The 26,708-nt window shown below is 71.9% G+C and carries 24 protein-coding genes; 14 read left to right on the top strand and 10 right to left on the bottom strand.

Annotated elements, in window-relative coordinates:
* Window positions 1-26: 26 nt before the first annotated feature.
* Window positions 27-1,802 (top strand): glycerol-3-phosphate dehydrogenase/oxidase, encoded by a 1,776-nt coding sequence (locus NR111_RS03540; RefSeq protein WP_256819896.1) that lies wholly within the window; start codon window positions 27-29, stop codon window positions 1,800-1,802.
* Between the two features lie 288 nt (window positions 1,803-2,090).
* Here the strand turns inward: NR111_RS03540 and NR111_RS03545 are convergent, their stop codons facing one another.
* The 5 genes from NR111_RS03545 to NR111_RS03565 form a co-directional block, all read right to left on the bottom strand.
* Window positions 2,091-3,878 carry an acetyl/propionyl/methylcrotonyl-CoA carboxylase subunit alpha gene (locus NR111_RS03545; RefSeq protein WP_119191961.1) on the bottom strand — a complete coding sequence of 596 codons (1,788 nt, stop codon included), beginning with the start codon at window positions 3,876-3,878 and terminating at the stop codon, window positions 2,091-2,093.
* 208 nt (window positions 3,879-4,086) lie between these two features.
* Window positions 4,087-4,767, bottom strand: coding sequence for a nucleoside triphosphate pyrophosphatase (locus NR111_RS03550; RefSeq protein ID WP_154830306.1), 681 nt, complete (start codon window positions 4,765-4,767; stop codon window positions 4,087-4,089).
* Window positions 4,768-4,789: 22 nt separating this feature from the next.
* Window positions 4,790-5,242 carry a cupin domain-containing protein gene (locus NR111_RS03555; protein WP_256819897.1) on the bottom strand — a complete coding sequence of 151 codons (453 nt, stop codon included), beginning with the start codon at window positions 5,240-5,242 and terminating at the stop codon, window positions 4,790-4,792.
* A gap of 180 nt (window positions 5,243-5,422) precedes the next feature.
* Window positions 5,423-5,671 (bottom strand): acyl-CoA carboxylase subunit epsilon, encoded by a 249-nt coding sequence (locus tag NR111_RS03560; protein WP_154830305.1) that lies wholly within the window; start codon window positions 5,669-5,671, stop codon window positions 5,423-5,425.
* Window positions 5,668-7,329, bottom strand: coding sequence for an acyl-CoA carboxylase subunit beta (locus NR111_RS03565; protein WP_067712234.1), 1,662 nt, complete (start codon window positions 7,327-7,329; stop codon window positions 5,668-5,670). The genes NR111_RS03560 and NR111_RS03565 overlap by 4 nt, the downstream gene beginning before the upstream one ends.
* A 77-nt stretch (window positions 7,330-7,406) precedes the next feature.
* Here NR111_RS03565 and NR111_RS03570 point away from each other — a divergent pair, with 77 nt between their 5' ends.
* The 5 genes from NR111_RS03570 to NR111_RS03590 all read left to right on the top strand — a co-directional run bounded on the left by NR111_RS03570 (window position 7,407) and on the right by NR111_RS03590 (window position 12,120).
* Window positions 7,407-8,315, top strand: a complete 909-nt coding sequence (locus NR111_RS03570) for a biotin--[acetyl-CoA-carboxylase] ligase (protein WP_256819898.1) — start codon at window positions 7,407-7,409, stop codon at window positions 8,313-8,315.
* A gap of 3 nt (window positions 8,316-8,318) precedes the next feature.
* The gene (locus tag NR111_RS03575) at window positions 8,319-8,882 is read left to right on the top strand and encodes a PH domain-containing protein (protein WP_132063711.1); all 564 of its coding nucleotides are present in this window, start codon (window positions 8,319-8,321) and stop codon (window positions 8,880-8,882) included.
* A gap of 22 nt (window positions 8,883-8,904) precedes the next feature.
* On the top strand, window positions 8,905-10,191 hold the full coding sequence (locus NR111_RS03580; protein ID WP_206474555.1) for a 5-(carboxyamino)imidazole ribonucleotide synthase: 1,287 nt from the start codon (window positions 8,905-8,907) through the stop codon (window positions 10,189-10,191).
* 48 nt (window positions 10,192-10,239) lie between these two features.
* The gene (gene purE, locus NR111_RS03585) at window positions 10,240-10,752 is read left to right on the top strand and encodes a 5-(carboxyamino)imidazole ribonucleotide mutase (RefSeq protein WP_154830301.1); all 513 of its coding nucleotides are present in this window, start codon (window positions 10,240-10,242) and stop codon (window positions 10,750-10,752) included.
* 198 nt (window positions 10,753-10,950) lie between these two features.
* Window positions 10,951-12,120 (top strand): acyl-CoA dehydrogenase family protein, encoded by a 1,170-nt coding sequence (locus NR111_RS03590; RefSeq protein ID WP_206474556.1) that lies wholly within the window; start codon window positions 10,951-10,953, stop codon window positions 12,118-12,120.
* Between the two features lie 172 nt (window positions 12,121-12,292).
* Here the strand turns inward: NR111_RS03590 and NR111_RS03595 are convergent, their stop codons facing one another.
* Window positions 12,293-12,979, bottom strand: a complete 687-nt coding sequence (locus tag NR111_RS03595) for a TIGR03089 family protein (RefSeq protein WP_256819900.1) — start codon at window positions 12,977-12,979, stop codon at window positions 12,293-12,295.
* 59 nt (window positions 12,980-13,038) lie between these two features.
* Window positions 13,039-14,613 (bottom strand): LCP family protein, encoded by a 1,575-nt coding sequence (locus tag NR111_RS03600; protein ID WP_256819901.1) that lies wholly within the window; start codon window positions 14,611-14,613, stop codon window positions 13,039-13,041.
* A gap of 111 nt (window positions 14,614-14,724) precedes the next feature.
* Between NR111_RS03600 and NR111_RS03605 the strand changes: the two genes are divergently transcribed.
* Complete coding sequence (locus NR111_RS03605; protein ID WP_119191966.1) at window positions 14,725-15,603, top strand: glycosyltransferase family 2 protein; 879 nt, start codon at window positions 14,725-14,727, stop codon at window positions 15,601-15,603.
* 95 nt (window positions 15,604-15,698) lie between these two features.
* Entirely contained in the window at window positions 15,699-16,814 is a 1,116-nt protein-coding gene (locus tag NR111_RS03610; protein ID WP_256819902.1) for an NDP-sugar synthase, read from the top strand.
* Between the two features lie 98 nt (window positions 16,815-16,912).
* On the opposite strand, the gene NR111_RS03615 is transcribed toward NR111_RS03610, so the two are convergent.
* Both NR111_RS03615 and NR111_RS03620 read right to left on the bottom strand, forming a co-directional pair.
* Window positions 16,913-18,367: a coenzyme F420-0:L-glutamate ligase gene (locus NR111_RS03615; RefSeq protein WP_256819903.1), complete on the bottom strand. Its 1,455-nt coding sequence runs from the start codon at window positions 18,365-18,367 to the stop codon at window positions 16,913-16,915.
* The gene (locus NR111_RS03620) at window positions 18,364-19,443 is read right to left on the bottom strand and encodes a 2-phospho-L-lactate transferase CofD family protein (protein ID WP_067712261.1); all 1,080 of its coding nucleotides are present in this window, start codon (window positions 19,441-19,443) and stop codon (window positions 18,364-18,366) included. Before NR111_RS03620 ends, NR111_RS03615 begins: the two co-directional genes overlap by 4 nt.
* A gap of 335 nt (window positions 19,444-19,778) precedes the next feature.
* On the opposite strand from NR111_RS03620, the gene NR111_RS03625 reads away from it, so the two are divergent.
* Entirely contained in the window at window positions 19,779-20,090 is a 312-nt protein-coding gene (locus tag NR111_RS03625; protein ID WP_067712264.1) for a WhiB family transcriptional regulator, read from the top strand.
* An 83-nt stretch (window positions 20,091-20,173) separates the two neighbouring features.
* Here the strand turns inward: NR111_RS03625 and NR111_RS03630 are convergent, their stop codons facing one another.
* Complete coding sequence (locus NR111_RS03630; RefSeq protein ID WP_307872458.1) at window positions 20,174-20,695, bottom strand: metallopeptidase family protein; 522 nt, start codon at window positions 20,693-20,695, stop codon at window positions 20,174-20,176.
* Window positions 20,696-20,862: 167 nt separating this feature from the next.
* On the opposite strand from NR111_RS03630, the gene NR111_RS03635 reads away from it, so the two are divergent.
* The 5 genes from NR111_RS03635 (at window position 20,863) to ahcY (ending at window position 26,705) form a co-directional block, all read left to right on the top strand.
* Window positions 20,863-21,375: a DUF3499 domain-containing protein gene (locus NR111_RS03635; protein ID WP_206474561.1), complete on the top strand. Its 513-nt coding sequence runs from the start codon at window positions 20,863-20,865 to the stop codon at window positions 21,373-21,375.
* 93 nt (window positions 21,376-21,468) lie between these two features.
* On the top strand, window positions 21,469-22,845 hold the full coding sequence (locus tag NR111_RS03640) for a phosphomannomutase/phosphoglucomutase (RefSeq protein WP_206474563.1): 1,377 nt from the start codon (window positions 21,469-21,471) through the stop codon (window positions 22,843-22,845).
* Window positions 22,838-23,932: a hypothetical protein gene (locus NR111_RS03645; RefSeq protein WP_206474565.1), complete on the top strand. Its 1,095-nt coding sequence runs from the start codon at window positions 22,838-22,840 to the stop codon at window positions 23,930-23,932. The genes NR111_RS03640 and NR111_RS03645 overlap by 8 nt, the downstream gene beginning before the upstream one ends.
* Window positions 23,933-23,936: 4 nt before the next feature.
* Window positions 23,937-25,157 (top strand): mannose-6-phosphate isomerase, class I, encoded by a 1,221-nt coding sequence (manA, locus tag NR111_RS03650; protein ID WP_256819904.1) that lies wholly within the window; start codon window positions 23,937-23,939, stop codon window positions 25,155-25,157.
* Window positions 25,158-25,238: 81 nt separating this feature from the next.
* Entirely contained in the window at window positions 25,239-26,705 is a 1,467-nt protein-coding gene (gene ahcY / locus NR111_RS03655) for an adenosylhomocysteinase (protein WP_069388700.1), read from the top strand.
* Window positions 26,706-26,708: the final 3 nt, after the last annotated feature.

The raw sequence follows: 26,708 nt of genomic DNA on the forward strand, positions 1-26,708 counted from the left end.
CGCGCACGGCCCCGGAGGGAGCGCCCATGCCCACGACCAGGTCCCGATCGGTCCTCGGCCCCGACCGCCGCGCCGAGGCCTGGCGCAGATTGTCGGAGGACACCTTCGACATCGTGATCGTGGGCGGGGGTGTGGTCGGCACCGGCAGCGCGCTCGACGCGGCCACCAGGGGGCTGAACGTGGCGCTCGTCGAGGCCCGCGACTTCGCCGCCGGCACGTCCTCACGCAGTTCGAAGATGTTCCACGGCGGGTTGCGCTACCTCGAGCAGCTCGATTTCGGCCTGGTGGCCGAAGCCCTCCACGAGCGCGAACTCAGCATGACGCGCCTGGCCCCGCACCTGGTCACGCCGCTGAAGTTCCTCTTCCCGCTCACCCGTCGGTTCTGGGAACGCCCCTATATGGCCGCGGGATTCGTGCTCTACGACGTGATGGGCGGCTCCAAGAGCGTCCCGCCGCAGAAGCACTACAGCCGCGCGGGAGCGCGCCGGGTGGCCCCGGGACTGCGCGAGGACGCCATCGTGGGCGGCATCCGGTACTGGGACACTCTCGTCGACGACGCCCGCCACACCCTCACCCTGGCGCGCACCGCCGCTCACCACGGGGCGGTCGTGGCCAACTCCACCCAGGTGATCGGCTACGTTCGGGACGGCGACCGGGTCACCGGTGTGCGGGTGCGTGACGCCGAGACCGGTCGCGAGACCGACGTCCGGGCCAGGGCCGTGCTCAACGCCGCCGGCGTGTGGACCGACCAGCTGCAGAAGATGCTCGGCGAGGAGGGCGGCTTCACCGTGCGGGCGTCCAAGGGCGTGCACATCGTGGTGGACCGCGACAAGGTGGACTCCGAGGCCGCGCTCATCCTGCGCACCGAGAAATCCGTGCTGTTCGTCATCCCGTGGGGCGAGTACTGGATCATCGGCACCACCGACACCGACTGGCAGCTCGACCTGGCCCACCCGGCGGCCACCGGCGCGGACATCGACTACATCCTCGGCCACGTCAACTCGGTGCTCACCACCCCGATCCGGCGCGAGGACGTCCGCGGCGTGTACGCCGGCCTGCGCCCGCTGCTCTCCGGCGGCGCCGACTCCACCGCCAAGCTCTCCCGCGAACACGCCGTGATGACCGTGGCCCCCGGCGCGGTGGTCGTGGCGGGCGGCAAGTACACGACCTACCGCGTGATGGCCGCCGACGCGGTGGACGCCGCCGTGGCGGAACTGGGGGAGCGGGCCGCCGAGGTGCCGCCGTCGACGACAGAGCGGATCCCGCTGCTGGGCGCCGACGGTTACCCCGGGATGGTCAACCGCGCCGACCGGATCGCCGACCAGTACGAGATCCGCGACGACCAGATGCAGCACCTGCTCGGGCGGTACGGGACGCTCGCCGAATACGTCCTCGAGCTCGCCGCCGACCGGCCCGACCTCCTCGATCCCGTCCGGGGAGCCGAGCGCTACCTGCGTGTGGAGATCGTGCACGCCGCCCTCGCGGAGGCCGCCCTGCACCTCGAGGACGTCCTCGTGCGCCGCACCCGGATCTCCATGGAGTACCAGCACGGTGGCGTCGACTGCGCTCGCGAGGTCGCCGAGTTGATGGCGGGAGTTCTCGGCTGGGACGACGACCGCATCGCCAGGGAGGTGGAGCTGTTCGAGCGGCGGGTCGCCGCCGAGGAGGCGAGCCAGGTGGCGGAGTCCGACGACGAAGCGGACGGATTCCTCCGGCGTGTGCCCGAGGTCCGGGAGTTCCTCGCGGACGCGACGTTCGATCCCGCCAGCGCCCAGCCCGTGGTCGACAGCTCGACCGGCTGACCCGGCCCGACTGGGCGCACCTGCGCGCTCTCGCTTACCTGCGCGCCCGGTCTGCCCGCATTGTGTGGGGGTGCGCGCCTCGAACGGTCCATCGCGGACGCGCAAAGCGCACGGGAAGCGAACCCGGCCGGCGGAACACCGCCCGGGCCCGGCGGAACACCGCCCGCGCTCTGCCGCTGACGTCGCAGAGCCCGGGCCGCCCGGTCAGGTGCTGGCGCTGACGCCGGAGGGCCCCGGCGACCGGAGTCGGTCGCCGGGGCCCTCCGGGCTGCAGGCTCTACCCGCGGATCACTTGATCTCGCAGAGGACCGTTCCCTGGGTGACGGCGGCACCGGCGTCGACGGCGAGGTCGGTGATGACGCCGTCCTTGTGCGCGGTGACCGGGTTCTCCATCTTCATGGCCTCGAGCACGGCCACCAGGTCGCCGGCGGAGACCTCCTGGCCCTCCTCGACGGCGACCTTCACGACCGTGCCCTGCATCGGAGCCGACACGGCGTCCCCGGACGCGGCCGCACCGGCGGCGCCACCACGGGTGCGGGACTTGGCCTTGCGGCGGACGGTCCCGCCGGCGTGCGAGCCGCCGAAGGCCAGGTCGCCGGGCAGGGAGACCTCGACGCGACGTCCGTCCACCTCGACGACGACCTTCTTGCGCTCGACGGGCTCGTCGTCGTCGGCCGGCGCACCGGTGGGCGACCACGGCTCGATCGGGTTGTCCCACTCCTCCTCGATCCACTTGGTGTAGATGTCGAAGCTCTTGCCGTCGCCGACATACGCCGGGTTGGTGACGATGTGCTGGTGGAACGGCAGGACCGTGGCCATGCCCTCGACCTTGTACTCGGCCAGGGCGCGGGCCGAGCGGGCGAGCGCCTGGTCGCGGTCCTCGCCCCACACGATCAGCTTGGCGAGCATGGAGTCGAACTGGCCGCCGATGGTGTCACCCTGCTCGACGCCCGAGTCCATGCGCACTCCGGGGCCGGTGGGCTCGTGGTAACCGGTGATGGTGCCGGGGGCGGGCAGGAAGCCGCGACCCGCGTCCTCGCCGTTGATGCGGAACTCGAAGGCGTGGCCACGCGGGGCGGGGTCCTCGGTGAACTCGAGCACCTCGCCCTCGGCGATCTTGAACTGCTGCAGGACGAGGTCGATGCCCGCGGTCTCCTCGGTGACCGGGTGCTCCACCTGGAGGCGGGTGTTGACCTCGAGGAAGGAGATCGTGTCGCCCTGGACCATGTACTCGACGGTGCCGGCGCCGTAGTAGCCGGCCTCCTTGCAGATGGCCTTGGCGGAGTCGTGGATCCGCTTGCGCTGGTCATCGGTGAGGAACGGCGCGGGGGCCTCCTCGACGAGCTTCTGGAAGCGGCGCTGCAGGGTGCAGTCGCGGGTGCCGGCGACGATGACGTTGCCGTGCTGGTCGGCGAGGACCTGGGCCTCGACGTGGCGGGCCTTGTCGAGGTACTGCTCGACGAAGCACTCGCCGCGGCCGAACGCGGCGACGGCCTCACGGGTGGCCGACTCGAAGAGCTCGGCGACCTCCTCCATCCTGTGGGCGACCTTCATGCCGCGACCGCCACCACCGAAGGCGGCCTTGATCGCGATGGGCAGGCCGTACTGCTCGGCGAACTTCACGACCTCGTCGGCTCCCGCGACGGGGTCCTTGGTACCGGCGGCCATCGGGGCGTTGGCCCGCTCGGCGATGTGGCGGGCGGTGACCTTGTCGCCGAGGTCCCGGATGGCCTGCGGCGGGGGGCCGATCCAGATCAGGCCGGCGTCGATGACGGCCTGCGCGAAGTCGGCGTTCTCGGAGAGGAAGCCGTAGCCGGGGTGGATGGCGTCGGCGCCGGACTTGGCGGCGGCGTCGAGGATCTTGTCGAAGACCAGGTACGACTCCGCGGAGGTGGTTCCTCCGAGAGCGAAGGCCTCGTCGGCCAGCTTGACGAACAGTGCGTCGGCGTCGGGCTCGGCGTATACGGCCACGCTGGCCAGGCCGGCGTCCTTCGCCGCACGGATCACACGGACGGCGATCTCGCCGCGGTTGGCGACGAGGACCTTGGTGATGTGAGAGCTGGCATGACTGGGCACTCAGGGCCTCCTGGAGGTAAACGTCTCTACTGTCGATCGGCCGTGGGGCCCACCGAGTTCTTCCGCAGTCTAATGAGAGGCCCCCCTCATGTGTGGTGTTGGGGGTCCAAGGGCTGGCCCGCGGGGGCGGGCCCGCGAGGCGTCGGGCGACCTGACCTGCGAGGTTGTTGTGGCCGTCACGTCCCCGGGTGGGGAAACCCGGGTGGATTCACGTCCGGAGCTCGGGTCGCCAGACGCGGTGGGCGTTGATTCCGGCACCCTCGAGGAGTCGTCTCAGCAGAGGCAGGCTGAGCCCGATCACGCTCGACGGGTCGCCCTCGATCCGGTCGATGAACCAGCCGCCGAGTGACTCGATCGTGAACGCGCCCGCGCACTCGAGCGGCTCCCCCGTGCGGAGGTACACGTCGAGGTCGGCGTCGGAAGGTGCGCCGAAGTGCACCGTGGTGTCGGACGTGTCGGTCTCGGAGAAGGTGACGGCGAGGGGGTCGTCGCCGGTGAGATCGGCCACGATCAACGCGTGGCCGGTGAGCAGGACCCCGTGACGCCCGCGCATCCTCCGCCAGCGCTCCATGGCGCGCTCGTAGGTGTGTGGTTTCCCCTCGAGGTGGCCGTCGACCAACAACATCGAGTCGCACCCGACCACCACGAGTGTGTCGGCGCCGGCCGACCTCGCCTCGGCCGCGAGCGACTCACCCTCGCGCTGCAGGACGTCCTCCGCCTTGGCGCGGGCCAGTTCCTCCACGACCCGCACGTGCGGGGTCCCCGGCGGCAGGGCGGCCTGCAGGGCGTCCTCGTCGACCTGCGGGTGACGGATGAGCGGGTCCACCCCCGCCTGCTCGAGGATCCGCAGTCGGGACGGGGAGGCGGAGGCGAGGACGAGCGCGATCATGGGCCTCAGCGTAGCCACCGGGTCAGGACCGCGGCAGCAGCATCGTGATGGTCAGCGTGGTGGGTTCGAGTGCCCGGACCCGGTGACGGAGCTTTGCTGTGAGGTGGAGGATTTCGCCGGTGCGCAGTTCGAGTGTGCGGTCCGGCAGGCCGAACTCCACGCGTCCCCGCAGCACCTGGACCAGGATGGGGTGGAACGCGGCGTGGTCGGGCATCTCCTGGCCCTCGTCGAACTCGAACGCGACGATCTTGGCGGTCTCGTCCCGGTGGACGACCGTGGCCCCGGGGCGGGTGGCGGACGGCGTCGCCCTCCCGATGACGTCGGTGTGGTGGGTGGCGGTTCCCTCGTCGGTCCCGGCGCGGCGGCCGTGATCGCGATCCTCGGCCGCGGGGTCGCGGGTGGAGCCGCCGGGCGCCCCGGCACCCCGCCCGGGGGACGTGGCCTCCCGCCCGTCGGAGGTGGCTTCCTCGGACATCGACGATCCTCCTCGGGAACTGCCCGCCGACCGGTCCGGCGGCGGTCCCACCACCCTACTGATCCGGCACAACGGCCCTGATCCACCGCAGCCGCCCCCGTGCCCGTACTCCGGAGTGTGCATCGGCACACACGGGGGACGGGGACGGGGGCGGCTCGTGGTGTGGTCGGTCCTCTGCGCTCAGTACTGGCGGCGGTTGAGGAACGAGCTCGGGCTGTATCCGAACGGCGGACGCAGGCGGTCCTCGTAGGATCCCCAGTCGTCCTTGACGCCGGTGTCGTGTTCGCTCGCGTGCGCGGCGTTCCCCTGCGCGGTCGCGAAGACCGCGGACAGGATGCCCACCTCCGTGGGAGTGGGGTTGCCGCCCACGATCTCGAAGAACGGCTTCTCCGGCTGACCGGCGGGGTCCTGCTGCTGCTCGGCGGTCACAGCGGGATGTTCCCGTGCTTCTTGGCCGGCACCTCGACGACCTTGCGGTCGAGCAGCCGCAGTGCCTGGGCGACCTGCAGGCGGGTGTGCGAGGGCGGGATGACCGCGTCGACGTAGCCACGCTCGGCGGCGACGTACGGGTTGACGAGCGTGTCCTCGTACTCGGCCTGGAGCTTGAGCCGGAGGGCGTCGACGTCCTCGCCGTTGGCCGCGGCCTGCTTGAGCTGGTCGCGGTAGACGAAGCCGACGGCTCCGGAGGCGCCCATGACGGCGATCTCGGCGGTCGGCCACGCGAGGTTGATGTCGGCACCCATGTGCTTGGACCCCATGACGTCGTATGCGCCACCGTAGGCCTTGCGGGTGATGACGGTGACCTTGCCGACGGTGGCCTCGCCGTAGGCGTAGAGCAGCTTGGCGCCGCGGCGGATGATCCCGTCGAACTCCTGGCCGGTCCCGGGCAGGAAGCCCGGTACGTCGACCAGCGTGAGGATGGGGATGTTGAACGCGTCGCAGGTGCGGACGAAGCGGGCGGCCTTCTCGGAGGCCTTGATGTCCAGGCAGCCGGCGAACTGGGTGGGCTGGTTGGCCACCACGCCCACGCTGCGGCCCTCGATGCGGCCGTAGCCGACGATGACGTTCATCGCGTACTGGCCCTGGATCTCCAGGAACTCGCCGTCGTCGACGATGTGCGAGATGACCTCGTGCATGTCGTACGGGCTGTTGGAGGAGTCGGGGATGATCGTGTCGAGATCGTGGTCCTCGAGAGTGAGATTGTCCTCGATCGCACCCTCGGCGACGGGGAACGGGAACCGCGGGGCCTCGGCACGGTTGTTGCTCGGGAGGTAGGAGAGCAGGTCCTTGACGAAGTCCAGGGCGTCCTGCTCGTCACTGGCGGTGTAGTGGGACACGCCCGACTTGGTCATGTGCGTGGTGGCGCCGCCGAGTTCCTCCTGCGAGACCTCCTCGCCGGTGACGGTCTTGATGACGTCGGGGCCCGTCACGAACATCTGCGACGTCTTGTCGACCATCACGGTGAAGTCGGTGAGGGCGGGGGAGTAGACGTGGCCGCCGGCCGACGGGCCCATGATCAGGGAGACCTGCGGGATGACACCCGAGGAGAGCACGTTGCGGTGGAAGATCTCGCCGTACAGGCCGAGCGAGACGACGCCCTCCTGGATCCGGGCGCCGGCGCCGTGGTTGATGCCGATCATCGGACGGCCGGTCTTGAGGGCCAGATCCATGACCTTGACGATCTTCTCGCCGTAGACCTCGCCCAGCGACCCGCCGAAGACGGTGGCGTCCTGCGAGAAGACGCAGACGCTCCGGCCGTCGATCGTGCCGTAGCCGGTGATGACACCGTCGCCCAGCGGCCGGCGCTCGGCGAGACCGAACGTCGTGGCCCGGTGGCGGGCCAGGGCGTCGATCTCGACGAACGAGCCCGGGTCGAGAAGGTTCTCGATGCGCTCGCGGGCCGTCATCAGGCCCTTGTCGTGGGTTTTGTCCACCGCGGCCTGCCCCATCGGGGCCCGGGCCTCGTCGAGGCGCCGACGCAGCTCGGACAGCTTCCCGGCGGTCGTGTGGATGTCGGGGGTCGCGGATGCCGTCGGTACGTCGTTAGACAGAGCCGAGTTCACGTCCGGTTCTGAGGCAGTCGTCATGTTGCAAGACTCTAACCAGTGACCCGCCTCCGTGGCGACGTGACCCGGCGTACATCCCCCGGCGGCGACCCCGACCGATGTCCGAGCGGCCACATACGCTGGGGGTCGTGCACGCAGATCCAGGTACCGAGACCCCGCCCAGGTTGGACGCCGACGCGCTCCGTCGCGCTCTGGTGGAGGGCCCGGACGCGCCGTACTCGTCGCTCGACGTCGTCGACGACATCGGTTCGACGAACGCCGAGTTGATCTCCCGCGCGGCCGGGGGTGCCCCGGACCGCAGCGTGTTGCTGGCCGAGCACCAGGCGTCCGGTCGCGGTCGCCTCGGTCGCGTGTGGACCGCCCCGCCGCGCACGCAGGTCGCCGTGAGCGTCCTGTTGCGCCCCGGAGCGATCTCGCCGACCCTCTTCGGATGGCTGCCCCTCGTCACCGGTCTCGCGGTGAGGGACGGGCTGCGGGAGGCCGGTGGCGTCGACGCGACGCTCAAGTGGCCGAACGACGTCCTGGTGGACGGGCGCAAGATCGCCGGCATCCTCGCCGAGATGACCACCGTCCCGGGCGGCGGGGACTTCCCCGTCCGGCTGCCGGCCGTGGTGGTGGGGGTGGGCATCAACGTCTCACTCACCCGCGAGCAGCTACCGGTACCCCACGCCACCTCGCTGGCGCTGGCCGGCGGGTCCGGTGACCGGGACCGCGTGGCCCGCGCCGTCCTGGAGGCGCTGGCCCTGCGCCACCGCCAGTGGGGCGAGTGCGAGCGCGGGAGCGGATCGACCGTTTCGGACCTGCTCATGACGACCTACACCGAGGCCTGCTCCACCGTCGGCGCCGAGGTGAGGGTCGAGCTACCCGGGGACGTCGTGCGGACCGGGCGCGCGGACAGGGTCGACCGCGACGGCCGCCTCGTCGTCGTCGACCCCGACGGTGAGTTCGCCGTCGCCGCCGGCGACGTCACCCACGTCCGTGGCGTCGGCGGTCGGTGGGGCGGCTGAGCCGTGGGTTTCATCCGATCGGTCCTCGCGCCAGGGGAGACGCTCATCGTCCACACCCACCCGCACTGGCGCGCCCTCGTCCGCCCGGCCCTGGTCACGGTGGTCGGGGCCGGTCTCGCGGGGATCGCCGGCGGCTTCATCGAGGTACAGGTGGTCCACGCCGGGGACCGTACGGCGACCTGGGCCATGGTCGCGGTGCTGTACGCCCTGGTCTTCCTCCGGTTCGGGCTCTGGCCCCTGACCCGGTGGGCACGGACCGACCTCGTGGTGACCGACGAGAGGGTGCTCTACCGGCCGGCCGGGTCCTCCCGGCGGTGCGTGGACGTGCCGCTGCGCAGGATCAGCGCCGTCAGGTTCCGCCACACCCTCACCGACCGCGCCCTGGGCACGGGATGCCTGATCCTCGAGCTCGGTCACCTGCCGCCGGTGGAGATCGACCACGTCCCGGAGGTCGCCCGCGTCCACGCCGCCGTCTACGACGAGCTCATGCGACTGCCACCCCCGCCCCCGCCCGCTCCGGTCGCCGCGGCGCCACGGTTCCGCTGGGGGCTCCCGGGGCGGCGGTGACGACCCCGCCCCGCGTGAGACCATGGGCGACGTGAACGACGACTCGCGCATCCGCCGCAATCCCCTCGGCACGCCCGTCGTGGCGATGATCGGCGGGGGACAACTCGCCCGCATGACCCACCAGGCGGCCGTCGCCCTCGGCCAGACGCTCCGCGTGCTCGCCGCCGACCCGCAGGACCCGGCCGCCCAGGTCACGCCGGATGTGGTGATCGGCGCGCACGATGATCCCGACGCCGTCCGCGCCGCCGCGGAGGGCGCCGACGTGATGACCTTCGACCACGAACACGTGCCCCCGCAGATCCTGCTCGAGCTGGAATCCGCCGGGGTCGCCGTGCGTCCCCGTGCATCCGCGCTCATCCACGCCCAGGACAAGTTGGTCATGCGGCGCGCGCTCGCGGAGATCGGCGCCCCTGTCCCGCCGTTCACCGGCGTGGACTCGCTCGCCGACGTCCGACGTTTCCACGACGAACAGGACGGGAACATCGTCCTCAAGGCCGCGCGGGGCGGGTACGACGGTCGGGGCGTCTGGATGCCGGGCTCGCTGGAGGAAGCCGAGCGGATCGCCGACGAGCAGCTCGCCGCCGGGGTGCCGATGATGGCCGAGGCCCGCGTCCCGTGGACCCGGGAGCTGTCCGCGATGGTGGCCCGGTCCCCGTTCGGGCAGGGGGCGGTGTGGCCGGTCGTCGAGACCGTCCAGCGTGACGGGATCTGCTCGGTGGCGATCGCGCCCGCCCCCGGGCTGCCCGACGACCTGCGCTCGGCCGTGCAGGCCACCGCGTTGCGATTGGCCGAGCACCTCGACGTGACCGGCGTGATGGCCGTGGAGCTGTTCGAGGTGATCGGCTCGGACGGTCGCCCGGGAGTACTGGTCAACGAGCTCGCGATGCGACCCCACAACTCCGGCCACTGGACGATGGACGGGGCCACCACCAGCCAGTTCGAGCAGCACCTGCGGGCGGTACTCGACTACCCGCTCGGCTCCACCGTCCCGACCGCGCCCCTCACCGTGATGGCCAACGTCCTCGGCGCTCCCGAGACGCCGGAGATGAGCATGGACGAGCGCGTCCACCACCTCGCCGCGCGGTTCCCGCACGCGAAGGTGCACCTCTACGGCAAGTCGGAGCGGCACGGCCGCAAGATCGGCCACGTCAACGTCCTGGCCGACCCGGGTGTTGACCCGGACGACGCGGACCAGGTGGCATCCGTCCGCGCGGTCGCGGAACTCGCGGCCCACTGGCTCTCCCACGGGGAGTGGGCCGACGGCTGGGACCCCCACTCGGGGGCGCCGGCCGGAGACTTCGAACGCTGAGCGCACCACCGGAACGCTGAGCGCACCACACTGAGGAAAGGCGACGGGATGACCGAGCGACACGGCGGGCCGCAGGTCGGTCTGATCATGGGCAGCGACTCCGACTGGCCCACCATGGAGGCAGCGGCGGAGGCACTCGCCGAGTTCGGGATCACCTTCGAGGTCGGGGTGGTCTCGGCACACCGCACCCCGCAGAAGATGCTCGACTACGCCCACTCGGCGGCCGGCCGGGGCGTCCGCGTGGTGATCGCGGGTGCGGGCGGCGCCGCGCACCTCCCGGGGATGGTCGCCTCGGCCACGCCGCTGCCGGTCATCGGTGTCCCCGTGCCGCTCAAGCACCTGGACGGCATGGATTCCCTGCTGTCGATCGTGCAGATGCCCGCCGGTGTCCCGGTGGCCACCGTGTCGATCGGCGGGGCGCGAAACGCGGGTCTGCTCGCGGTGCGGATCCTCGCCGCCTCCGACCCCGCCCTGCGCGAGCGGATGGAGGCGTTCCAGGCCGAGCTGGAGGCGATGGTCGAGCGCAAGGACGAGGCCCTGCGCCGACAACTGCTCGGCTGATCGCCACCGCGGGGGCGCGGCGGGGCCGACGGCGCCGACGGGGGCCGACTTCCGGCTGGTAATTTGAAGGGCCGGACGCGGCCTCGCGTCTCCCGCGGCGATACTGGCGGCCGACGAACGTCAGCGGCCCCTCCGCGAGAACCTGGCCGGCGCCCGCCGCGCGATCAGCACCGACGAATCCCTTATGGAGGCCCGCATATGTCCGGTAACCCCGACTTCGACCTGTACCGCCCGGCGGAGGAGCACGAAGAGCTCCGGGCCGCGATCCGAGCCCTGTCGGAGAAGGAGATCGAGCCCCACGCCGCGGCCGTCGACGAGGACGAGCGGTTCCCCCAGGAGGCCCTCGACGCGCTCAACGCCTCGGGTTTCAACGCGGTCCACGTGCCGGAGGAGTACGGCGGGCAGGGCGCGGACTCCGTGGCGGCGTGCATCGTGATCGAGGAGGTCGCCCGCGTCTGTGGGTCGTCCTCGCTGATCCCCGCCGTCAACAAGCTCGGCACCATGGGCCTGATCCTGGCCGGTGGGGAGGAGCTCAAGCAGAAGGTCCTTCCCGAGATCGCCGAGGGCAAGATGGCCTCCTACGCGCTGTCCGAGCGCGAGGCCGGCTCCGACGCGGCAGCCATGCGCACCCGCGCTCGCCAGGACGGCGACGACTGGATCCTCAACGGCAGCAAGGCGTGGATCACCAACGGCGGCAAGTCGACCTGGTACACCGTTATGGCCGTGACGGACCCCGAGAAGGGTGCCGGCGGGATCTCCGCGTTCATGGTCCACGCCGACGACGAGGGCTTCGGCGTGTCCAAGACCGAGAAGAAGCTCGGCATCAAGGGTTCGCCCACCGCGGAGCTGTACTTCGAGAACGTCCGCATCCCGGGCGACCGGATCATCGGCGCGCCGGGCACCGGCTTCAAGACCGCCCTGCAGACCCTCGACCACACCCGCCCGACCATCGGCGCGCAGGCCGTCGGTATCGCGCAGGGCGCCCTGGACGCGGCGATCGCCTACACCAAGGAGCGCAAGCAGTTCGGCCGCGCGATCTCGGACTTCCAGAACACGCAGTTCATGCTGGCCGACATGGCGATGAAGGTGCAGGCCTCGCGTCTGATGGTCTACACGGCCGCCGCGAACGCCGAGCGCGGCTCCGCGCCCGGTGGGGAGAAGCTGGGCTTCATGGCCGCGGCGTCCAAGACCTTCGCCTCGGATGTCGCGATGGAGGTCACCACCAACGTCGTGCAGCTGTTCGGCGGTGCCGGGTACACGCGTGACTTCCCGGTCGAGCGCATGATGCGCGACGCCAAGATCACCCAGATCTACGAGGGCACCAACCAGATCAACCGCATGGTCATGGCGCGTCAGATCCTGGCCTGATGCCCGTGCCGCCGGCCCGCTGACCGGTACACCCTCCACGAATCCGCTACTCCGATTCCGGATCTGCTACCCGCATCAGGGGAGCGGATCCGGAATCGGAGTAGCGGATTTCCGCGTCGCTGGGGCGCTGGGTCGCGGCGTCGTTGGGGCGCGTGTCGCGGGCGCCGGGCGGTCAGAGGGTGAGCGTGGTGCGTTCGGTGGCCGCCACGTCGGCGACCGCGGGGTCGTCCGCGTCTGCTCCCGTGACGAGCACCGCCGTGCCTCCGGAGGCGAACACCCGGGCCAGGACCTGCACCACGTCGTCGCGATCGGAGCCCGCCACGAGGGCGCGGCCCGCAAGGGCGGGGTCGGCCAGCTCGGACAGCGGAGCGCCGTCGAGGGCGAGCGGGCCCCCGCCGGAGGGCACGAACGCGTCCGGGTGGATGCGGCAGGCCTCGGCGAGGTCGGTGACGCCCGCGGGGACCTCGACGCCGGCGGCCGCCAGCGGGCGGCCCATCGGGTCGGTGGTCATGAGGAGGGTCTCGATGTCGGTGGGGTGGCTGGCGAGGCGGTCGGGGACGGTGACGACGGCGACGGCGTCGTCCGCGGCCCCTGTGCTCACCTCGGCGCCCGCCCACCAGGCGCCGAGGAGGACGCCCGCGGTGAGCCAGTGCGCGGGCAGGTCGCACACGATCACGTCGCGCGGCACCACCCCGAGTTCGTCGCGCAGGAGTCCGGCGATCTTCGCGGCCCAGTTCGCGGTGGAGGTGACAGACAGTTCCACTCGTGACGGGGCGGCCTGGTTGTAGTGGGTGACCATGGGGGTTCCCGGGTCGAGTGCGAGGAGCGGCTGCAGGACGGTGTCGGCGGCGGTGGTCACTCTGGGCCTCCCGGGTGGTGGTCGGTCAGTGGGCGCAGTCGGTCGGTGGGCGCAGTCGGTCAGTTGACGCAGGGCACGTCCGAGCCGGCGTCGAAGGTCGGGCGATCCGCGATGGACGGCGGCAGCGGCGCATAGGAGGAGGTGGTGGGGGAGTAGGACTCGGTGCCGGCGGCGTTGCCGGTGGGGCCACTGTAGTCCTCGGCCAGGACGACGCGGACGGAGCCGTCGGGCAGCGCTGGGTCGACCTGCACGGGCAGGCCGCCGAGGGCCTCCGATACGGCAAAGGCGGCGTCGTCGTCGGCGGAGGCTGCGGCGACGTGCGAGGTGTAGGCGGCGGCCGGGTCGGTGAGCAGGTCGCCTGCGGTGTAGCCGAGTTCGGTGAGGGCTCCGGAGACCTGCGCGGCCAGACCGTCGATCGCGGTGGTGTTGACCACGGAGACCGTCACCTCGGCGGGGTCCGGCCCCGGCGCGTCGGTGGGGGTCTGCTCCGGATCGGTGGTGGCGTCGGCGTCCGCTTCCCGATCCTCGGTGCTGGCGAAACCGGCCACGAACTCCGACACCTCGGCGGGGTCGGCGGTGACGATGGACTCGCCCCACTCGGTGAACGAGTCGATGCTGGTGACCGGGATGGTCTCGAATCGGACGTTGCCGCCGCTGATGTCCTGGAGCTTCATGGCGAAGTCGACGAAGTCCCAGTTCTCGTCGATGACGAAGGACCGCTTGGCGGCGTCGACCAGCGCACCGAGTTTCGAGGGGTCGGCCAGGGTGCCGGCGGAGAGGATCTTCTTGACCAGCTGGGACATGAACACCTGCTGACGGACGATCCGGTCGAGGTCGCCCGCGGGCAGGTCATGGCGTTGGCGCACGAAGCTCAGGGCGTCCGATCCGGAGACCGTCTGGACGCCGGCACGGAAGTTCGCGCCCGACAGCGGCTCGTCGACCGGCTCGTTGAGGCAGACGGGAACGCCGCCGACCGCGTCGGTGAGCAGTACGAACCCCAGGAGGCCGATCTCGGCGTAGTGGTCGGCCTGGACGCCGGTGAGATCCTCGACGGCGCCGATGAGGCCGTTGCGCCCGGCCTTGACCGCGGCGCGCTGGTCCTCCTCGGTCAGTCCACCGTCCGGGTCGGACGCGACGGCACGCTCGAGATGGGCCTCCTTGTTCGCGGCGTAGACGCCGTTGATCTTGCTCCCGCCGACCGAGTTGGTCTCCACGTAGACGTCGCGGGGGATGGAGATCGCGGTGGCGGAACTGCCGTCCTCGGGGATCCTGATGAGCAGGATCGTGTCGGTGTTCTCGCCCTCCTCCTCGCCGGTCCGGATCGTGGCCAGTTCCTCTTGGCTGAGGGGGTTGCCCTGCGCGTCGGTCCGGTTGTCCGTGCCCACCAGAAGGATGTCGACGGCGCCGTCGAGGCCACCGTCACCCACGTCGAGACCGCCGGCGGAGGTCAGGTCCGAGCTGAGTCCGTTGAACAGGGTCCACCCGACGCCGGTGACCAGGAGACACAGGGCGGAGACGAGGGCGGCCACGACGCGACCGACCCGGTACGCGACCGGGCGGGCCGGGGTGGCGTGACGCCGTCTCCGTGCCCGGCCGGGGGCACGACGGGGAGTCGCTGGCAGCTCGGCGCTCATCCACCGTCCTTGTCGTCGAGTAGGGCCGCTCGAGGCCGCCGATGATGATCAACGGTACCGCGCCGCGCGCCGGGCGTCGGAATCCGTGGGGTGCGTCGTAGGGTGTTTCGCGTGACGACCCGACTACCCGTCGTGACGGTGACGTACTCGCCGGGCGACCACCTCCGCAGCTTCGTCGAGACCCTCCCCGCGGCCACGACCCGGCAGGTCGGCCTGGTGATGGCGGACAACGGGTCGACGGACGGGGTGCCGGAGGAGGTCGCGGCGGAGTACGGGTTCGCCGAGTTCTTCCCCACGGGCGACAACCTGGGGTACGGCACCGCCATCAACCGGGCGGTGACGCTGATCGCTGGCCGGCCGGAGGATTTCGACCAGGAGTTCGTCCTGGTGGTCAACCCGGACGTGACCTTCGAACCCGGGTCGGTGGACGAGCTCCTCGCCGCCGCCGCACGCTGGCCGCGGGCCGCCGCGTTCGGCCCGCGGATCTCCGAGACCGACGGGTCCGTGTACCCGTCCGCCCGGGCGGTGCCACGTCTGGGCGCGGGGATCGGCCACGCCCTGCTCGGCCAGGTGTGGCCGCGGAACCCGTGGACGGCGGGATACCTCGACGACGCGGACATGGAGACCGAGCGGGCCGCCGGGTGGCTGTCGGGTTCGTGCCTGCTGCTGCGCCGGGCGGCGTTCGATGCCCTGGGCGGGTTCGACGAGCGGTATTTCATGTACCTCGAGGACATCGACCTGGGCGACCGTCTCGGCAGGGCCGGGTGGCAGAACGTCTACGTGCCCGCCGCCGTCATCCACCACGACCAGGGTCACGCTGCGAACGCGGTGCCGGAGTTCACCCTCCGGGCGCACCACCGCAGCGCGTACCTGTTCCAGGCGGACAGGCACCCACACGCCTGGCAGGCACCGATACGCTGGGCGCTCAGAGCGGGCCTGGAGTTGCGGTGTCGCCTGGCGATCCGGTCCGCCCGGCGCGCCGCGGGCTGAGCCCGACACCCCGGAACCGAGACCCATCCACCGGCCACCGGAGCGGGGCGAGCGCGCCCCCGCCCGCGGCCCTTTCGACAGCAGGAGCCTTCACCGTGACCTCGACGACCCCCGGGAGTGCCACCGCCGACGACGACCTGATCGCGGACACCGAGGCGGTGGTGCTGGTCGGCGGCAAGGGCACCCGGCTCAGGCCCCTGACGATCTCGGCGCCCAAGCCGATGCTGCCCACCGCGGGCCTGCCCTTCCTGACCCACCTGCTCTCCCGGATCCGGGCGGCCGGCATCCGGCGCGTCGTGCTGGGGACCTCCTTCAAGGCCGAGGTCTTCGAGGAGTACTTTGGCGACGGGTCGGCCCTGGACCTGGACATCTCCTACGTCGTGGAGAGCGAACCCCTGGGCACCGGCGGCGGCATCCGCAACGTCCTGTCCGAGCTCACCGCCTCGACGGTCATGGTGTTCAACGGCGACGTCCTCGGCGGGACCGACCTGCGGGAAATCCTCGCCCTGCACCGCGAGAAGAACGCCGACCTGACGATGCACCTGGTCCGCGTCTCCGATCCGCGCGCGTTCGGCTGCGTCACCACCGACGACGACGGGCGCGTCCAGGACTTTCTGGAGAAGACCCAGGATCCGCCGACCGACCAGATCAACGCCGGCTGCTACGTGTTCCGCCGTGAGCTCATCGAGCAGATCCCCGAGGGCCAGCCGGTGTCGGTCGAGCGTGAGACCTTCCCCCAGTTGCTCAGTGAGGGCCGGCGCGTCTACGGGTTCGTCGACTCCGCCTACTGGCGGGACATGGGCACGCCGGAGGACTTCGTGCGCGGCTCGGCGGACCTGGTCCGCGGCATCGCTCCGTCGCCGGCGCTCGACGGCCACGCGGGGGAGTCCCTGGTCCACGAGGGTGCCGGGATCGGGGCGGGCGCCGTCCTGGTCGGCGGGACCGTCGTGGGGCGCGGCGCGGAGATCGGGGCCGGGGCCAGACTGGACGGCGCGGTCGTCTTCGACGGTGCCCGCATCGAGGCCGGGGCGACGGTCGAGCGTTCGATCGTCGGATTCGGCGCGAGAATTGGCCACCGGGCGCTCATCCGGGACGGCGTGATCGGTGACGGCGCCGACATCGGTGCGCGCTGCGAGCTCCTGCGCGGTGCCCGCGTGTGGCCGGGGGTGCAGATCCCCGACGGCGGGATCCGCTACTCCACCGACATGTAGGCCCGGCCGGCCTTCGCCACCCATCCGATGTCTCGCCACCCATCGGATCCGGCAGGTGGCGCGACATCGGATAGGTGGCGCTCATGGCGGCTACCGACTCACTCGACCGTCAGGTAGGCGTCGCCTGCCGGCCGCGGCTCCCGTGGCGGGACCGTCTCGGCGGGCACGCCCACCGCGACCGCGCCGAGCGGCCGCCACGAGCCCGGCAACCCCAGTTCGCGGCGGGTGGTGTCGGCGGCGAAGATCGTCGACCCCACCCAGCACGAGCCCAGGCCGCGCGCGGCGAGCGCCACCAGCAGCGACTGCACCGCGGCACCTCCGGCGACGGTGAACATGGTCTCCTCGCAGGCGGCCCGGCGGGCGTCCGGGTAGTCGTGTGCACCGGCGTCGTCGTCGACGAACGGCAGGATCAGCTCGGGGCAGGTGCGCAGCAGGTCACCGCGCCCGAGTCGACGGGCCAGGATCTCGCCGGTGTGCCCGTCGGCGCGCAGGTCGCGTTCCCAGTCCGCGCGCAGGGCGTCCAGCAGCCGCATGCGCGCGCGGCCCGCGACGCGCACGAACCGGACGGGCGTGGAGTGGTGCGGTGCGGGGGCGGTGAGCGCATCCGCCACGGCGCCGGCCAGTAGGTCCGCGTCGACGGACTCGTCGGAGAACCGTCGCACCGAGCGACGGGCGGGAACGGCCTCCCGCCGCCCCAGCGCCACCGCTTCGGCGGTGCCCAACCGGAACAGGTCCGAGGACCCGTCCCTGACCAGGTCACGGGCCCGCCGGGGGACGTCCACCTCGTCGTCGTCGTTGTTGGTGTCGTCGTCGTCGCCGTTGTCGTGACCGTCGTCCAGCAGCAGGTGCCCGATCCCGCGCACCACGGCGACCGGTCGCGCCCCGAGCTTGCCCTTGACCAGGTCCGCCGCTGACGCGATCTCGTCGGCCACGGCGACGTCGGTCACCAACAGTTCGTTGCCCTGGCGGTCCACGGCGCCGTCGTACCCCACCGACACCCGCAGTCCGGCGGCGCCGATGGCCATGTCGATCTGGCCGGTGCGCCAGGCCCGCCCCATCGTGTCGGTGACGACGACGGCGACGCGCGCGCCGGTGAGGCGTCGGAGTTCGCGGGCGAGCGCGGCGGCGGAGGCGTCAGGATCCTCGGGGAGCAGCGCGAGCTCGCGGGCCTCGACGTTGGAGCCGTCGACCCCGGCGGCGGCCTGGACGATCCCCAGCCGGTTCTCCGTGATGAGCGTGCGGTTGACGCGCGCGACCACGCGGACCGACTCGGCGTCCACGAGCCGCCGGCGCAGGGCGTCGCGCTCGTCCGGGTCGGTGGGGGCGGGAACGATCCGCCCCTCGGTCTTGGACAGCACCTTGGAGGTCAGCACCACCACGTCGCCGTCGACGAGGCCGTGCCGGTCGGCGGTGAGCGCGTCGGCGAGGGCGCGCGCGAGGTCGTCACCGGGCCGGAACTCGGGCAGGCCGTCGGGTGCCCACATGACGACGTCCGCGGGCGCGGCGTGTTCGACGGTCCAGCGGCGGATCTCGGGGAGCGCGCCGTCGGTCATCGGTCGGTCCGGGCGGGGACCTCAAGGCCGGCCAGGTCGATCGCGGCGGCGACCATGTCCGCGGTGGCGTCGGGGTCGGTCATGAGCAGCGGGACCTCCCGGATCGCGACGCCGTCGACCGCGCCGGAGCCGTCGGCGGGCGCGTCGCCCGGGGCCACGAGCCAGCCGTCGAGCAGGCCGGTGCCGGAGCGGGCGCCGTAGTGGCGCGCCACGGCCGTCGCGGAGGTCTCGACTCCGATCGCCGTGAGGCACGTGTCGGCCATGCCGCGCAGCACCGCCCCGCCGATCACCGGGCTGATGCCCACCACGGGGGCGGGGGTGGACCGCAGCGCGGCGCGGATCCCGGGCACCGCGAGGATCGCGCCGACGGAGACCACGGGGTTGGAGGGGGCGACGACGACGAGGTCGGCCGTCTCGATCGCCTCGAGCGTCTCCGGGGTCGGCGTGGCGGCATCGGCGCCGACCTGCACGAAGCCGGAAGGCGTCAGTTGCGCCCGGTGCTTGACCCACCACTCCTGGAAGTGGATCGCCCGCGGGCCGGGGGCGTCCGCGTCAGGGCCGTCGCCGGGGGTCGCCGCGTCGCCCGCGCCGGTCCCGTCGTCGGCCGTGCCGCCGGTCACGACCACGTGCGTCTCGCAGCGGTCGTCGGTCACGGGCAGCAGGCGCACGCCGGGGGACCAGCGGGTCGACAGCGCCTCGGTGACGTGGGTGAGCCGGTAGCCGGCGTCGAGCATCTGCGTGCGCACCAGGTGGGTGGCCAGATCCTTGTCGCCCAGCCCGAACCAGTCGGGCTGCACGCCGTATGCCGCGAGTTCGTCCCGGCAGTTCCACGTCTCCCCGGCGTGGCCCCAGCCGCGCTCGGGGTCGATGCCGCCGCCGAGGGTGTACATGCAGGTGTCGAGGTCGGGGCAGATGCGGACCCCGTGCATCCAGGCGTCGTCGCCGACGTTGACCACCGCGTCGATACGATGCGGCGAACCCGCTCGGGCGGACTCGGCGTCCAGTCCGAGTAGTCGGCGGGCGCCGAGCAGGAAACGGGCGCCACCGACGCCGCCGGCCAGAACACAGATCTTCACACGGACGAGAGTAGTGACGGTGCGTGCGACGCTGCGCCGGTGGGCCGGACAGGCCCGGTCCGGGAGGGTGGCGGGCGCGCCGGGGACGTGTCCCACGCCACAATCGGGGCGGCGTGTCACCGGCCGCGGCGGGTGGGGAAAATGGTAGGTATCCCCGATTTCGCTTGACCTACGCGGCTTGCATGTGTGTAATCACAGGTGTGTCATTCCCTGGTGGGTGACGGTAAACATCGCACAGACATCAGACAATCCGCGATCCGGCAGGGCTCCCTCGGCCGTGTCAGCGACGGGCACTCCGACGCGGACCATCGCGCACGAACATGCAACACGAAGGGATGACCGTGGATCGACAGTCACGCACCGTCGCGGGACCCGAGCTGGCCCTGGTCGACCTCGGTGTCTCCGGCCTGTTCGTCGAGGACGAGCAGGAGAGCTGGCAGGAACGGGCTCTGTGCGCGCAGACCGATCCCGAGGCGTTCTTCCCGGAGAAGGGCGGGTCGACCCGCGAGGCCAAGAAGATCTGCACCGGCTGCGAGGTCAAGGCCGAGTGCCTCGAGTACGCGCTGGCCAATGACGAGCGCTTCGGCATCTGGGGCGGGCTGTCCGAGCGTGAGCGGCGGCGCATCAAGCGCGACGCCGTCATGTGAGCCGCGTGCGGGTCATCCCAGCCCGTCACCCGGCCCCGTCTTCCGGCGCCACCTCCCACCCCTGACCGCCCCGTACCGGGCGGTCAGTTCTCGTCGGGGCCGGCCTCGACCTCGTCGGGGGAGAGTTCCAAGTGCTGGGAGACCAGTTCGACCAGCACGGAGTAGATGAGGTCCCGCAGGTCATCGCTGTCCGGCGCGCGCCGGGACAGGGGCTTGCGGAACAACACCAGCCGCGCCCGGGTCGGCTGCCCCGAGCGGTCGACGCCCGCTGGCACCAGGCGGGCGAGCGGGACGTCGCCGTCGGCCACGACCTCCTCGGGCCACGTCTCGCCGGGACGCAGTCGCATGCGGGGCACCATGTCGACCGCGAGGTCCAGATGCACCAGTCGGGAGTGCCAGTGCTGGTCGATCTCCGCGAACGCCTCGAGCGCGGCGGCGTCGAACTCGGCCGACCGGCTGCGCCACCTCGGCACCTCCGGGGGCAGGATCGGGCCGCGGGGGCCGTGCCCGCGTCGGTCCGCCCGCCGGGAGGTGACCACACGCGGGCCGCGACGCCCCGGGTCCCCGGGGAAATCTCGGACCGAGATCCGGCTGCCGGCGCACACGTCGCTCTGGCCGGCACCGGGGATCGCGGTGCCGGTGGGCGGTCGGCCGGGTACCGGGGCGGTGGGGGTCATGGCGCGAGGATAACCCCGCTCGTGGCGGGTGCGTCGAACCGGCGTGGGCGGGTCGCGGCCCCTCCGCCCCGGGTGCGGGACTACCCTGGGGCCTCGTGAGTGAGAACCGTCGTTGCTGCCGTCCGGGATGTCCCAACCGCGCGGTTGCCACGCTCACCTACGTCTATGCGGACTCCACGGCCGTCATCGGTCCGCTGCCCGCGGTCCGCGAGCCGCACGCCTGGGATCTCTGCGCGGCCCACGCACTGCGCATCACCGCCCCCCGGGGCTGGGACCTGGTGCGCCACCCGGACATCGACACCTCGGCCGAGGACTCGGACCTCACGGCGTTGCTCGACGCGGTCACCGGCGGCCCGGTCGGCGGACGCAGGACCGGCGCCGCCCTGGTCGACGCCGATCGCCTGCGCCGTCTCGGGGTCTCCGATCCCGGGCCGGTCCTCGACGACGCACGGAGCCGCACGGAGGAAGGGTCCGGCCCCGCCACCGGTTCCCCCGGCGCGACCGGACGTCCCCACCTGCGGGTCGTGCCGGACATGGCCACCGCGCCCGACGCCGGGGCCGGCGGGTCCGGTGACGGCCGACCGGAGCCGGGCCCCGCCCCCCGCTGAGCCGCGGGCCACGAGGTCGGTCCGCCGCCAGTACGGCGCGGGTAGGGTCAGGCAGAACACCGACCGACCCGTCTCACACCCCTGGAGCAACACGTGGCACGTAGCGCCGAGTCCGTCCGAGCAGTCATCAAGGCGTACGACGTCCGTGGTGTCGTCGGCGAACAGATCGATGAGGATTTCGTCCGCGAGGTCGGGGCGTCGTTCGCCCGCCTCATGCGTTCGGAGGGTGCCGGCACCGTGGTGATCGGCCACGACATGCGGGACTCGTCCCCGGGCCTGTCCGCCGCCTTCGCCGACGGGGTGACCGCCCAGGGACTGGACGTGGTGACCATCGGCCTGGCCTCGACCGACCAGCTCTACTTCGCCTCCGGTTCACTCGACTGCCCCGGTGCCATGTTCACCGCCAGCCACAACCCCGCCGCCTACAACGGCATCAAACTGTGTCGCCCCGGCGCCAAGCCGGTCGGGCAGGAGTCCGGCCTGCGGACCATCGCGGACGAGGTCATCGAGGGGGTCCCCGCCCACGACGGCGAGGCCGGCACCGCCACCGAGCGGGACGTCCTGGACGGCTACGGCGAGTATCTGCGCGGACTGGTCGACCTGTCGGGCATCCGCCCGCTCACGGTGGCGGTGGACGCCGGCAACGGGATGGGTGGCCACACCGTGCCGGCCGTCCTGGGCGGTCTGCCGCTCGAGATCGTGCCGCTGTACTTCGAGCTCGACGGCAACTTCCCCAACCACGAGGCGAACCCGCTGGAGCCGGCCAACATCGTCGACCTGCAGGCCCTCGTCAGGGAGAGCGGGGCCGACATCGGCCTGGCGTTCGACGGCGACGCCGACCGGTGCTTCGTGGTGGACGAGCGCGGCGAGCCGGTCGCGCCGTCGGCCATCACCGCCCTCGTCGCCGAGCGTGAGCTGGCCAAGGACCCGGGCGCCTCGATCATCTACAACCTCATCACGTCCCGGGCCGTCCCGGAGCTCGTCGAGGAGAAGGGCGGCGTCGCCGTCCGTACCCGGGTCGGGCACAGCTTCATCAAGGCGCAGATGGCCGACACCGGTGCCGTCTTCGGAGGGGAGCACTCGGCGCACTACTACTTCCGCGATTTCTGGGGCGCCGACTCGGGCATGCTCGCCGCGATGCACGTCCTGGCGGCGCTGGGCGGGCAGGACGGGACCCTGTCGGCGCTCATGGCCGAGTACACCCGGTACGCCGCCTCCGGGGAGATCAACTCCACGCTGGATTCCGCCGAGGCGCAGACCGAGCGCATGGAGGCGGTCCTCGCGGCGTTCTCAGACCGGGCCGAGTCCATCGACCGGCTCGACGGTGTGACCGTGGACCTCGGTGACGGGTCGTGGTTCAACCTCCGCGCCTCGAACACCGAGCCGCTGCTGCGCCTCAACGCCGAGGCGCCGACCAGGGAGGGCGTCGCCGCGGTGGTCGACGAGGTCCTCGCGATCGTCCGTGCCTGACCTGACCAGCGACACCGGGGCGGGACGGGTCGATCTCGACGACTCCGAGTCGCTGCGCGCGGCCGACGCCACGGGGGCCCTGCTCCACGCGTCGATGGCGGGAGCCCAGCTGCGCACCGTGGCCACCGCGGTGGACGGTGGGGCGCTCGACGCCCTCGACCGGTTTCGTCCGCGCGCGGTGGTCTGGGTGTCCGGACGGTCCGACCGCGCACGCCACGCGGCCGGCGTGGTGGCCGCACTGGCGGAGATCGGCGGCGGCCCCGCCGTCCCCCCGCTGGTGCTCGCGCGCACCCTGCCCGCGTGGGTCGGCGCTCTCGACGTGGTCCTCGTCTCCGGGGACGACGCCGGCGACCCTCGACTGGTGACCGCGATCGACTCCGCCGCCGGCCGCGGCGCGACCGTCATCGTGGACGTACCCCGGGAGGGCCCGGTCGCCGAGTCCGGCCGCGGCCGCGCCACGTGGCTCGAACCACTCCCGTACGTGCCGCCCCACCGTGGTGTGCTGCGGCACCTGGCGGCCGGGATGGCCGTGCTCGCCGCGCTGGGCGCCCAGGGCCTGGACGTGGCCGCCGCCGCCGACGCCGTCGACATCGAACTCGAGGGGCTCGGCCCCGAACTGGCCACGCCGGTCAACCCGGCGAAGCTGCTCGCGACATCGGTGGCGGGCCGTGACCCGCTCGTGTGGATCCACTCGGACCCGGTGTCCGCGGCCTACTGTGACCGCGCGGTCGCCGCGTTCTGCGACGCCGGCAGGGTCACGGCCGCGTCCTCGGTCCCCGACGCGGTGCGTGCGCACGCCGAACGGGCCCAGGGGCGTCCCCCGACGGATCCGCTGGCGAGCCTGTTCCACGACGAGGAGCTGGACGGACCACGCGACGATCTGCCCGTCAGGTACGTCGGTATGGTGTTGGGCGCGGACGAGGAGATCGTCCGGCTGGCCGCGGGCCCGCTCGCGGATGTCGAGTGGATCACCGATCGCGGTCGGGACACGGCCGGCGACGCCCCGGCCCCGTTGAGCGGAAAGGTGGCAGCGCTCATGGCCCGCACGGAACTGGCCGCCGCCTACCTCCTCGTCGGAGGTCTGTAGGTCCGTGGTCGCACTCGAACCGGTGGTCCAGGCCTACGCCTGGGGCTCCCGGACCGCGCTTCCCGAGCTGTGCGGGACCACCTCGCCGGCGCCCCACCCCGTCGCCGAGCACTGGTTCGGCGCGCACGACTCCGGCTCCTCGCGGTGCTCCGACGGTCGTGGTCTCGACGCACGGATCGCCGCCGACCCCGAGCGCGAGCTGGGCCCGCGGGTGCTGGCCGAGCACGGCGGGGGACTGCCGTTCCTGGTCAAGCTGCTCTCCGCCGAACAGGCACTGTCGCTCCAGGCCCATCCGTCCCCGGAGAAGGCGCGAGAGGGCTTCGCGGCGGAGGACGCGCGCGGGATCGCCGTCGACGCGGCGGACCGCAACTACCGCGACGCCAACCACAAGCCCGAGATCCTCGTCGCGCTCACCGAGTTCCACGCCCTCGTGGGCTTCCGCCCGGTGGAGAGCACGGTGGCCCTGCTCGACGCGCTGGGCGTCGCGTCCCTGAAGCCCTACCGGGACATGCTCGCCGGGCAGCCCGACGCCGAGGGTCTGCGCGCGGTCTTCACCACCTTCGTCACGATGCCGCACGTCGTACTGGCCGGCGTCGTGCCCGACCTGGTGACCTGTGCGGTGTCCTACCTCACGGAGCACGGCGTCGAGGGCCCGTGGTCCCCGGTGGCCGCCACGATCACCGAACTCGCCGAGCGGTACCCGACCGATCCGGGGGTCCTGGGCGCGCTGCTGCTCAACCGGGTCATCCTGCAGCCCGGTGAGGCCGTCTACCTGGGGCCCGGGCAACTCCACGCCTACCTACGGGGCGTCGGCGTGGAGGTCATGGCCAACTCGGACAACGTCCTGCGCGGCGGCCTGACCCCCAAGCACGTCGACGTCCCCGAACTGATGCGGGTGCTCGAGTTCAGCCCGCTCGCAGACCCCACCGTCCGGGCGGTCGAGGCCGACCGCGACATCCCCGGCGAGGTCGACTACCCCACGCCCGAACCCGATTTCGCGTTGTCGCGCATCGACGTGCCGGCCGACGGCGACCCGGCCGCCTGGCGACCGGAGGGCCCCGAGGTGCTTCTGTGCACCTCCGGCGAGGCGGTCGTGGACTCCGACGGGACGAGCGAGGCCCTCGCGCCCGGGCGGGCCGTGTGGGTACCGGCCTCGACCTCCCGGGTGTGTCTGCGCAGTACCGCCGGGGCCACCGTGTTCCGGACCCGCGTCGCCGGCGGGTGACGGGGCCGACACCCCGGCGGGCCGTCCCGCTAGTGTGGGGCGGAAGTCTTTCGCGAGTCAACGAGGAGCTGGTCGAGGAACATGTCCGCTGATCTGCAGGTTCAGTCCGTCAACGGTGTCGAGTTCAAGGTGGCGGATCTGTCGCTGGCGGAGGCGGGCCGCAAGCAGATCCGTCTGGCCGAGCACGAGATGCCGGGTCTGATGGCGTTGCGTGAGGAGTACGCGGCCGAGCAGCCGCTGGCCGGTGCCCGGATCGCGGGGTCGATCCACATGACGGTGCAGACCGCGGTGCTGATCGAGACGCTGACCGCGCTGGGTGCGGAGGTCCGGTGGGCCTCGTGCAACATCTTCTCCACGCAGGACGAGGCGGCCGCGGCGGTCGTGGTGGGCCCGGAGGGGACCCCGGAGGCTCCGCGGGGCGTGCCGGTGTTCGCGTGGAAGGGCGAGACGCTCACCGAGTACTGGTGGTGCACCGAGCAGATCATGACCTGGCCGGAGACCGAGCCGAACATGATCCTCGACGACGGTGGCGACGCCACGATGCTCGTGATCAAGGGCAAGGAGTTCGAGCAGGCCGGCGCCGTGCCCTCGGACGACTCGGCCTGGTCCGCGGAGGAGAAGGTCTTCCACGCGCTGCTGCGTGAGTCCGTTCCGGCCAACCCGGGCAAGTACACGGCGATCGCCGAGTCGGTCCAGGGCGTGACCGAGGAGACCACCACCGGCGTCCACCGCCTGTACCACTTCCACAACGAGGGCGTGTTGCCGTTCCCGGCGATGAACGTCAACGACGCGGTCACCAAGAGCAAGTTCGACAACAAGTACGGCACCCGCCACTCGCTGCTGGACGGCATCAACCGCGGCACCGATGCCCTCATCGGCGGCAAGAAGGCCCTGGTGTGCGGTTACGGCGACGTGGGCAAGGGCTGCGCGGAGGCGCTGGCCGGGCAGGGCGCGCGCGTGCAGGTCACCGAGATCGACCCGATCAACGCGCTGCAGGCGCTGATGGACGGCTTCGACGTGGTCACCGTGGACGAGGCCATCGCCGATGCGGACATCATCATCACCGCCACGGGCAACAAGGACATCATCACGTTCGAGCACATGACGCGGATGAAGAACAAGGCCATCCTGGGCAACATCGGCCACTTCGACAACGAGATCGACATGGCCGGGCTCGAGTCCGCCGAGGGCGTCACCCGGATCAACATCAAGCCGCAGGTCGACGAGTTCGTCTTCGACGACGACGGCCGCTCGATCATCGTGCTGTCCGAGGGGCGTCTGCTCAACCTGGGCAACGCCACCGGGCACCCGTCGTTCGTGATGTCCAACAGCTTCTCCGACCAGGTCATCGCCCAGATCGAGCTGTTCACCAAGGCCGACCAGTACCCGATCGGGGTGCACCTGCTGCCCAAGATCCTCGACGAGAAGGTCGCCCGCCTGCACGTGGAGGCGCTCGGAGGCTCCCTGACCACGCTGGCCAAGGACCAGGCCGAGTACATCGGCGTGGACGTCGAGGGCCCCTTCAAGCCCGACCACTACCGCTACTGAGCG

The sequence above is a fragment of the Dietzia sp. Die43 genome, assembly GCF_024519835.1.
Classification (GTDB): Bacteria; Actinomycetota; Actinomycetes; order Mycobacteriales; family Mycobacteriaceae; genus Dietzia; species Dietzia kunjamensis.